This window comes from Streptococcus sp. 477, from assembly GCF_013277295.1.
Taxonomy (GTDB): Bacteria; Bacillota; Bacilli; order Lactobacillales; family Streptococcaceae; genus Streptococcus; species Streptococcus pseudopneumoniae.
In genome coordinates this window covers 1-10,863 of record NZ_VMMQ01000086.1, presented here as the reverse complement: position 1 = coordinate 10,863, position 10,863 = coordinate 1, and the positions used below count along the sequence as shown (strand labels likewise).

At 35.2% G+C, this 10,863-nt stretch carries 5 protein-coding genes; all 5 read left to right on the top strand.

The genetic code is table 11. The annotated features are described in order from the left end of the window. Positions 1 to 654: 654 nt before the first annotated feature. The 5 genes from HT691_RS09755 to HT691_RS09730 all read left to right on the top strand — a co-directional run bounded on the left by HT691_RS09755 (position 655) and on the right by HT691_RS09730 (position 10,674). On the top strand, positions 655 to 7,221 hold the full coding sequence (locus HT691_RS09755; RefSeq protein ID WP_138704337.1) for a S8 family serine peptidase: 6,567 nt from the start codon (positions 655 to 657) through the stop codon (positions 7,219 to 7,221). Between the two features lie 483 nt (positions 7,222 to 7,704). Then, the gene (locus HT691_RS09750; protein WP_000734650.1) at positions 7,705 to 8,013 is read left to right on the top strand and encodes a hypothetical protein; all 309 of its coding nucleotides are present in this window, start codon (positions 7,705 to 7,707) and stop codon (positions 8,011 to 8,013) included. A gap of 316 nt (positions 8,014 to 8,329) precedes the next feature. After that, the gene (locus HT691_RS09740) at positions 8,330 to 8,806 is read left to right on the top strand and encodes a PTS sugar transporter subunit IIA (RefSeq protein ID WP_166736039.1); all 477 of its coding nucleotides are present in this window, start codon (positions 8,330 to 8,332) and stop codon (positions 8,804 to 8,806) included. 38 nt (positions 8,807 to 8,844) lie between these two features. After that, positions 8,845 to 9,150: a PTS sugar transporter subunit IIB gene (locus HT691_RS09735; protein WP_000590549.1), complete on the top strand. Its 306-nt coding sequence runs from the start codon at positions 8,845 to 8,847 to the stop codon at positions 9,148 to 9,150. A gap of 48 nt (positions 9,151 to 9,198) precedes the next feature. Continuing rightward, entirely contained in the window at positions 9,199 to 10,674 is a 1,476-nt protein-coding gene (locus tag HT691_RS09730; RefSeq protein ID WP_000338717.1) for a PTS galactitol transporter subunit IIC, read from the top strand. Positions 10,675 to 10,863 lie beyond the last annotated feature (189 nt).

Here is a 10,863-nt window from a genome sequence, read left to right as displayed (position 1 = left end):
GGATTAGAAAAGTCAACCTAAATCTTCCTGTTCCTTATGAACCACCTAGAAGAAAAGCGTCGTTAATGATGCATTAAATAACAGTCGAGATGAAAAAATCGTGTGACGCACCAAGGGAGGAGTCTGCCCTTTTGAGGAAATCTAGCGAGGAAAAACGATACTGGAACAGCAGAAAGTAAAACTGGCCTCATGAGGAGGAAGAAAGTGGCTCATGAGGTCAGGGGTTTTGTAAGTTACATCTAGTTGAGAGAGGTATGAATGATTTGGGGTTAAGTCTTATTCTTAGCGGTTATTTATATTGTTTAATAGCGCTGATATTTCATCAATGATGTTTGACTTTGTGATTTTGGTAGTGGTTCAATTTGATTGCTACTATTTTTGATGGTGTGAATGTTCTGACAATGTACCCCAGCTAACTACGAAAGTTTTTGACTCTATATTTTTAATGTGTATTAAAAAATAAATTAACACATATTAATTTTTCTTGACTTAAATTTAAAAAATGATATACTATTTTTATGGAGAGCTAACAATTATATATAAATGTACTACTCTATTTCCTAGATAATACTTAGTAAAACTTTTTATAACAAAGGCTAGCAAAGTTAAAGTTTTCTATCTATTGGAAGTTAAATAAATATGTAAGGAATTAAAATGAAAAAAAGTACAGTATTGTCATTAACCACAGCTGCAGTTATTTTAGCAGCCTATGCCCCTAATGAGGTAGTCTTAGCGGATACATCTAGCTCTGAAGATGCTTTAAATATCTCTGATAAAGAAAAAGTAGTAGTAGATAAGGAAACAGAAAATAAAGAGAAATATGAAGAGATTCATCATGCTATAGAAGCTTCAAAGGATACTGAAGAAAAGAACACAACAATTATTGAGGAAAAAGAAGTTGTTAGTAAAAATCCTGTGATAGACAATAGCACTAGCAATGAAGAAGCAACAAGCAAAGAAGAAAATTCCAATCAATCCCAAGGAGATAAAGCGGACTCGTCTGCAAGTAAAGACTCAGAAAGTCCCAAAAAAGAGGATAGACTTGTCTATATTGCTGAATTTAAAGATGAAGAGTCTAGAGAAAAAGCAATCAAGGGACTATCCAGTCTTAAGAATACAAAAGTTTTATATACTTATGATAGAATTTTTAACGGTAGTGCCATAGAAACAACTCCAGATAACTTGGACAAAATTAAACAAATAGAAGGTATCTCATCGGTTGAAAGGGCACAAAAAGTCCAACCCATGATGAATCATGCCAGAAAGGAAATTGGAGTTGAGGAAGCTATTGATTACCTAAAGGCCATTAATGCTCAATTTGGAAGAAATTTTGATGGCAGAGGTATGGTCATTTCAAATATCGATACGGGGACAGATTATAGGCATAAGGCTATGAGAATCGATGATGATGCCAAAGCCTCAATGAGATTTAAAAAAGAAGACTTAAAAGGAACTGATAAAAATTATTGGTTGAGTGATAAAATTCCTCATGCTTTTAATTATTATAATGGTGGTAAAATTACCGTAGAAAGAGCTGATGATGGAAGTGATTATTTTGATCCCCATGGGATGCATATTGCAGGGATTCTTGCTGGAAATGATACTGAAAAAGACATCAAGAACTTTAATGGCATAGATGGAATTGCACCTAATGCACAGATCTTCTCTTATAAAATGTACTCTGACGCAGGATCTGGGTTCGCAGGGGATGAAACAATGTTTCATGCTATTGAAGATTCCATCAAACACAACGTTGATGTTGTTTCGGTATCATCTGGTTTTACAGGAACAGGTCTTGTAGGTGAGAAATATTGGCAAGCTATTAGAGCATTAAGAAAAGCAGGCATTCCAATGGTTGTCGCTACGGGTAACTATGCGACTTCTGCTTCAAGTTCTTCTTGGGATTTAGTGGCAAATAATCATCTGAAAATGACCGACACTGGAAATGTAACGCGAACAGCAGCACATGAAGATGCGATAGCGGTTGCATCTGCTAAAAATCAAACAGTTGAGTTTGATAAAGTTAACATAGGTGGAGAAAGTTTTAAATACAGAAATATAGGGGCCTTTTTCGATAAGCATAAAATCACAACAAATGAAGATGGTTCAAAAGCTCCTAGTAAATTGAAATTTGTATATATAGGCAAGGGCCAAGACCAAGATTTGATAGGTTTGGATCTTAAGGGCAAAATTGCAGTAATGGATAGAATTTATACAAAGGATTTAAAAAATGCTTTTAAAAAAGCTACGGATAAGGGCGCACGCGCCATTATGGTTGTAAATACTGTCAATTACTACAATAGAGATAATTGGACAGAGCTTCCAGCTATGGGATATGAAGCGGATGAAGGTACTAAAAGTCAAGTGTTTTCAATTTCAGGAGATGATGGTGTAAAGCTATGGAACATGATTAATCCTGATAAAAAGACTGAAGTCAAAAGAAATAATAAAGAAGATTTTAAAGATAAATTGGAGCAATACTATCCAATTGATATGGAAAGTTTTAATTCCAACAAACCGAATGTAGGTGACGAAAAAGAGATTGACTTTAAGTTTGCACCTGACACAGACAAAGAACTCTATAAAGAAGATATCATCGTTCCAGCAGGATCCACATCTTGGGGGCCAAGAGTAGATTTACTTTTAAAACCCGATGTTTCAGCACCTGGTAAAAATATTAAATCCACGCTTAATGTCATTAATGGTAAATCAACTTATGGCTATATGTCAGGAACTAGTATGGCAACTCCAATCGTAGCAGCTTCTACTGTTTTGATTAGACCGAAGTTAAAGGAAATGCTTGAAAGACCTGTATTGAAAAATCTTGAGGGAGATGACAAAATAGACCTTACAAGTCTTACAAAAATTGCTTTACAAAATACTGCGCGACCTATGATGGACGCAACGTCTTGGAAAGAAAAAAGCCAATACTTTGCATCACCTAGACAACAGGGAGCAGGGCTAATTAATGTTGCCAATGCTTTGAGAAATGAAGTTGTAGCGACTTTCAAAAACAAGGATTCTAAAGGTTTGGTAAACTCTTATGGTTCTATTTCTCTTAAAGAAATAAAAGGAGAAGAAAAATATTTTACAGTTAAGCTTCACAATACATCAGACAGACCTTTGACCTTTAAAGTTTCAGCATCAGCGATAACTACAGATTCTCTAACTGACAGATTAAAACTGGATGAAACATATAAAGATGAAAAATCTCCAGATGGGAAGCAAATTGTTCCAGAAATCCATCCAGAAAAAATCAAAGGAGCAAATATCACATTTGAGCATGATACTTTCACTATAGGCGCAAATTCTAGCTTTGATTTGAATGCGGTTATAAATGTTGGAGAGGCTAAAGACAAAAATAAATTTGTAGAATCATTTATTCATTTTGAGTCAGTGGAAGAAATGGAAGCTCTAAACTCTAACGGGAAGAAAATAAACTTCCAACCTTCTTTGTCGATGCCTCTAATGGGATTTGCTGGGAATTGGAACCACGAACCAATCCTTGATAAATGGGCCTGGGAAGAGGGTTCAAAATCAAAAACAATGGAAGGTTATGATGATGATGGTAAACCGAAAATTCCTGGAACCTTGAACAAGGGTATTGGTGGAGAACATGGTATAGATAAATTTAATCCAGCAGCTATTATTCAAAACAGAAAAGATAAAAATATTACATCACTAGACCAAGACCCAGACTTATTTGCCTTTAACAACCAAGGTATTCATGCAGAATCCACTAGTGGATCTAATGTTGCTAGGGTATATCCACTTGACTCAAAGGGAGAACCACAAAGTGTTTCACTAGAAAGAGGATTAACACCTTCTCCACTTGTATTAAGAAGTGCAGAAGAAGGATTGATTTCAATAGTAAATACAAATAAAGAGGGAGAAAATCAAAGAGACTTAAAAGTCATTTCGAGAGAACACTTTATTAGAGGAATTTTAAATTCTAAAAGCAATGATGCAAAGGGAATCAAATCATCTAAACTAAAAGTTTGGGGTGATTTGAAGTGGGATGGACTCATCTATAACCCTAGAGGTAGAGAAGAAAATGAACCAGAAAGTAAGGATAACCAAGATCCAGCTACTAGGATAAGAGGACAATTTGAATCAATAGCTGAGGGTCAATACTTCTACAAATTCAAATATAGATTAACCAAGGATTATCCATGGCAAGTTTCTTATATACCAGTAAAAATTGATAATACAGCTCCAAAAATTATTTCAATTGATTTTTCTAATCCAGATAAAATTAAATTGATCGCAAAAGATACCTACCACAAGGTAAAGGATGAGTACAAACACGAAACCTTGTTTGCTAGAGACCAAAAAGAACATCCTGAGAAATTTGAAGAAGTAGCCAACGAAGTATGGTACGCAGGTGCAGCTCTTGTCGATAAGTATGGAGATGTTGAGAAAAGTCTTGATGTAACTTACGCCGGAGAGGGTGAGGGAAGAAATAGGAAGCTTGATAAAGATGGAAATACTATCTACGAAATTAGCGGAGCAGGAGATTTAAGAGGAAAAATCATCGAAGTAATCGCCCTAGATGGTGCAAGCAACTTCACCAAAATCCATAGAATTAAATTTGATGACCAAGCTGATGAAAAAGGAATGATTTCTTATTACCTAGTAGATCCTGACAAAGATGCTTCTAAATATGAAAAACTAGGTGAAATTTCTGAAGAAAAACTCAAAAATGCAAAGAGCCCAGAGGAAAATACCAATAATAATCAAGCTAAGGATGAAGATTCAAAACCAGCTGAAGAAAGTTCAGTTGAGGGAGAAGCTAGCCTTGAAATAAATAAAACTATTTCAACAATTAGAGACTTTGAAAATAAAGACCTAAAGAAACTCATTAAAAAGAAATATAGGGAAGAAGAGGACTTTGTAAATGGTGGTACAAGAACAGTAGAGCTTGATTATCAATATGACGATGAAGGAAATATAACTGCCTATGAAGATAAGAGTGCTCTAGAATATGAAACTGAGAAACTTGATGATGTTAAATCAAAACTTGGTGGAGTATTAAGCCCATCAAAGGATGGACATTTTGAAATTCTTGGAAAAGTAAGTAATGTATCCAAAAATGCTAAGGCTTACTATGGCAATGGCTTCAAATTAATAGAAATTAAGGCAAGTAAATACGACCCACAAACTAAAACTCTAACCTTTGACTTATTTGCAAATACAAATGATGTAGTCGATGGTCTATCCTTTACGGGTGATATGAATATCCTTGTAAAAGATAAGGGTAAAACAAAAGCTAAAACTAAAATTAGAATGCCTGAAAAAAATAGGGAAACTAAAACAGAATATCCCTATGCATCAAGTTATGGGAATGTAATAGAATTAGGAGAAGGTGATCTTTCAAAAAACAAACCAAACAATTTAACTGAAATGGAATCTGGTAAAATCTATTCTGATTCAGAAAAACAACAATATCTATTAAAGGATAATATCATTCTGAGAAAAGGCTATGCACTAAAAGTGACTACCTATAATCCTGGAAAAACGGATATGTTAGCAGGAAATGGAGTCTATAGCAAGGAAGATATAGCAAAAATACAAAAGGCCAATCCTAATCTAAGAGTCCTTTCAGAAACAACAATTTATGCTGATAGTAGAAATGTTAAAGATGGAAGAAGCACTCAATCAGTATTAATGTCGGCTTTGGACGGCTTTAACATTGTAAGATATCAAGTGTTTACCTTTAACATGAATGATAAAGGGGAAGCAATCGATAAAGATGGAAATCTTGTGACAGATTCCTCTAAACTTGTATTATTTGGTAAAGATAATAAAGAGTATCATGGGGAGGAATATTCTAATGTAGAAGCTATAAAAGAAGATGGCTCCATGTTATTTATTGATACCAAACCAGTAAACCTTTCAATGGATAAGAACTACTTTAATCCATCTAAATCTAATAAAATTTATGTACGAAATCCAGAATTTTATTTAAGAGGTAAGATTTCTGATAAGGGTGGTTTTAACTGGGAATTGAGAGTTAATGAATCGGTTGTAGATAATTATTTAATCTACGGAGATTTACACATTGATAACACTAGAGATTTTAACGTTAAGCTTAATGTTAAAGACGGTGACATCATGGACTGGGGGATGAAAGATTATAAAGCAAACGGATTTCCAGATAAGGTAACAGATATGGATGGAAATGTTTATCTGCAAACTGGCTATAGCAATTTGAATGCGAAAGCGGTTGGAGTACACTATCAATTTTTATATGATAATGTTAAACCAGAAGTAAACATTGATCCCAAGGGAAATACTAGTATCGAATATGCTGATGGAAAATCTGTAGTCTTTAACATCAATGATAAAAGAAATAATGGATTCGATGGTGAGATTCAAGAACAACATATTTATGTAAATGGAAAAGAATATACATCATTTGATGATATTAAACAACTAACAGATAAGACACTAAATATTAAGATTCTTGTAAAAGATTTCGCAAGAAATACAACCGTAAAAGAATTTATTTTAAATAAAGATACGGGAGAGGTGAGCGAACTAAAACCTCATAGGGTGACTGTGACCATTCAAAATGGAAAAGAAATGAGTTCAACGATAGTGTCGGAAGAAGATTTCATTTTACCTGTTTATAAGGGTGAATTAGAAAAAGGATATCAATTTGATGGCTGGGAAATTTCTGGTGTCGAAGGCAAAAAAGATGCTGGTTATATTATTAATCTATCAAAAGATACCCTTATAAAACCTGTATTCAAGAAAATAGAGGAGAAAAAGGAAGAGGAAAATAAACCTACTTTTGATGTATCCAAAAAGAAAGATAAGGTGCAAGCAAATCATAATCAATTAGATGAAAGTCACAGAAAAGAGGATTTACAAAGAGAAGATCATTCACACAAATTTGATTCAACTAAAGATGTCAAAACTACAGTTCCTGTACAAGTAAATTATAGTCAATTAGATGAAAGTCAAAGATCTGATTCAACTAAGGATGTTACAGCTCCAGTTCCTGATAAAAATGATAAAAACTTTGAAAATGAGAAGGAAGTTTATCTTAATGAACCAGAGAACATAGCTAATAAAGATACCAATATTGATAGTAAATCAACTACTAACAATGATAGGTTACCAAAAACCGGAACAGTTAGCGAAGTCTTCACGTCATTGGTTGCCGGAATAATGTTTACCTTAGGTGCATTTCTTGGATTAAAGAAAAAAGATTAAGATTAAGACAAAAGCTATAGATGAAAAAATGGTTTATGTACTGAGATGGTGTGATGATGAAACAGTTTTGTGAAAATAGCTATTTATAACTCAATTATTTAGTTTACTTTACTATTGATACTCTTTTTGGATTTATTAATAGACTTAGTTTAGAAAACTAATGAATTGATTGAAAGGGTTAGTATTGACAAATATTGATTAGCAAATAGAGTCTTTCAAAATTTAAAGGCTAATAGAGGTGATGAGACAATTTCAAGGAATTAAGTAGCGTTTGGTTGCTTAATTCCTTTTCATTTGGGAGGTAGTTTTTCACGGCTTCCTTATTTTATCGCCATTATTTAACCACTTAGACCGATATAGAGACCAGATAGGCAAACGAACTTGTTCTTGAGAAACTCCTCTGCTATAATGATTTTTGTAAGGGACGTGAGGCATCACTATCAGAGAACTCAAGTTCCTAAAAAAGAAATCGGAGATAAAGAAATGAAAAAATTATTGGGAATTGTCTTTTTATTAGCAGCAGTGACAGTAGTGTATTTTGGTTCTGTTGGCTGGCCAAGTTTAGATGTCAACCTCTGGTCTTTGATTCCGGTGGGTCTGTTCCTCTTTTTCACTCTAGAGAATCTTTTGAAAAAGGATTACAAGGCTAGTCTGATGTGTTTGATTATTGCCTTTATCATTGCGAATGCAATTTTGGACCTGTTGCCAATTTCAAGTGGCTTGGTGATTGGAGCAGGCGTCCTAGCTTGTGTAGGGATTGGCTATCTATTTCCTGATAAAGAAGGAAAATAATACTCTTCGAAAATCTCTTCAAACCACGTCAACGTCGGCTTGTCGTAGATATGGTTACTGACTTGGTCAGTTCTATCCACAACCTCAAAACGGTGTTTTGAGCAGTCTGTGCCTAGCTTTCTAGTTTGCTCTTTGATTTTCATTGAGTATTAGAACAGAAAAATACTTGGAATATTTGTTTGTTTATTTTTATATAACAAACTATAAACACAACAAAAGTATAAAAAAAGACAAAAATCAACAGAAAACTATTGACAACGATTACATATAGTGTTATACTTATAGCATAAAGTTAATGGAAAGAAGGGAAAACCTTATGGGATTAGATCATTTCTTTGACAAAAACCTTGTGTTTTGCTTAGAAGCGGATAATCAAGAACATCTCTTTGATCAGGTTGCTACTTTATTGGAGGAACGAGAAATCGTGACTCCAACTTATCGTGAAGCCTTGATCACGCGTGAAAAGTCATTTCCAACTGGCTTAGATATGGAATTTTTGGGTAAGGATTTGCCGAATGTGGCTATTCCTCATACAGATATTGTTCATAATCTAGCTGAGAAAGTGGTGGTTGTTCGATTAGAAAAACCAGTAACTTTTCACAATATGATAGCTCCTGATAAGGAAGTAGAAGTATCCTTGCTCTTCTTTATCATCAATAACTCAAGTTCAAGTCAAACAAATATTCTGGCTCAGTTGATGGACTTTTTCACAGGAAATGGACATCTTGAAGACCTATCAAAAATTTCCGAACCAGAAAAACTTTATGCTTACATTGCTGAAGCAATCGCTTAATCTTGTCTATTAAAAATATTAAATCGGAGGAAATCCATATGATTAAAATTCTTGCTGCCTGCGGTGCAGGTGTTAACTCAAGCCACCAAATTAAAAGTGCTCTTGAAGAAGAACTTTCAAACCGTGGTTACGATGTTCACTGTGATGCAGTCATGGTCAAAGATGTTAACGAAGACCTTATCAAGGGTTATGACATCTTCACACCAATCGCTGCGACAGATCTTGGTTTTGACCCAGGTATTCCAGTTATCGAAGCTGGACCAATCTTATTCCGTATCCCTGCAATGAGTGCTCCAGTATTTGACAATATTGAAGCAGCTATCAAAGAACACGGATTAAGCTAATTATCAATTTGTTAACATTCATATAACATAAAAAAGGGAGGAACTGTTATGGATGCAATCTTTGACCTAATCGGAAAGGTTTTCAATCCCATCTTAGAAATGGGTGGACCTGTCATCATGTTAATTATTTTGACAGTATTGGCTTTACTTTTTGGAGTGAAATTCTCCAAAGCGCTTGAAGGTGGTATCAAACTTGCCATCGCTCTTACAGGTATCGGTGCTATCATCGGTATGCTAAATGGTGCTTTCTCAGCATCACTTGCAAAATTCGTTGAAAACACTGGTATCCAATTGAGTATTACCGACGTTGGTTGGGCACCACTCGCAACAATCACTTGGGGATCTGCTTGGACACTTTACTTCTTGCTCATCATGTTGATTGTCAACGTAGTGATGCTTGCTATGAAGAAAACCGATACACTTGATGTCGATATCTTTGATATCTGGCACTTGTCTATCACAGGTCTCTTGATTAAATGGTATGCTGATAACAATGGTGTGAGTCAAGGGGTTTCGCTCTTTATTGCTACAGCAGCTATCGTCCTTGTTGGTGTGTTGAAAATTATCAACTCTGACTTGATGAAACCTACATTTGATGACCTTCTTAACGCTCCAAGTTCATCACCAATGACATCAACTCACATGAACTACATGATGAACCCAGTTATCATGGTTTTGGATAAGATTTTTGAAAAATTCTTCCCAGGCCTTGATAAATATGACTTTGATGCTGCTAAATTGAACAAGAAAATCGGTTTCTGGGGATCTAAATTCTTCATCGGTTTCATCCTTGGTATCGTTATCGGTATTATGGGAACTCCACATCCAATTGCAGGTGTTGCAGATGCAGATAAATGGCGTCTTGTTATCAAAGGATGGTTGTCTCTTGGTTTGACTGCCGGTGTATCTTTGGAACTCTTCTCACTTATCGGTTCATGGTTCATCGCAGCCGTAGAACCACTATCACAAGGTATTACAAACGTTGCTACTAAACGTCTTCAAGGACGTAAATTCAATATCGGTCTTGACTGGCCATTCATCGCTGGTCGTGCTGAAATCTGGGCTTGTGCCAACGTACTTGCACCAATCATGTTGATTGAAGCAGTGCTTCTTTCAAAAGTTGGAAATGGTATCTTGCCACTTGCAGGTATCATCGCTATGGGTGTTACTCCAGCTCTCTTGGTTGTAACGCGTGGTAAATTGCTCCGTATGATTATCTTCGGAACACTCTTGTTGCCACTCTTCCTTCTTTCAGGTACACTTATTGCGCCATTTGCAACAGAACTTGCTAAAGGTGTAGGTGCCTTCCCAGAAGGTGTGAGCCAAACTCAATTGATTACTCACTCTACTCTTGAAGGACCAATCGAAAAACTTCTTGGTTGGACAATTGGTAACACTACAACTGGTGATATCAAAGCAATTCTTGGTGCAGTAGTCTTCCTTGTATTCTATATCGGTATCTTTGCTTGGTACAGAAAACAAATGATTAAACGTAACGAAGAGTACGCAGCAAAAGCAAAATAATGCGCTCCTATAAAATGTAAATTGTTGAAACTAGGTTGTCATACTGTTTAGGAGTGACAGCCTAGGTTTTTTATAAACTATCAAGAAATCGGAGAAAATAATGGTAATTGAATTATACTCAATGAAAATCAAAGAGCAAACTAGGAAGCTAGCCGCAGGTTGCTCAAAACACAGTTTTGAGGTTGTAGA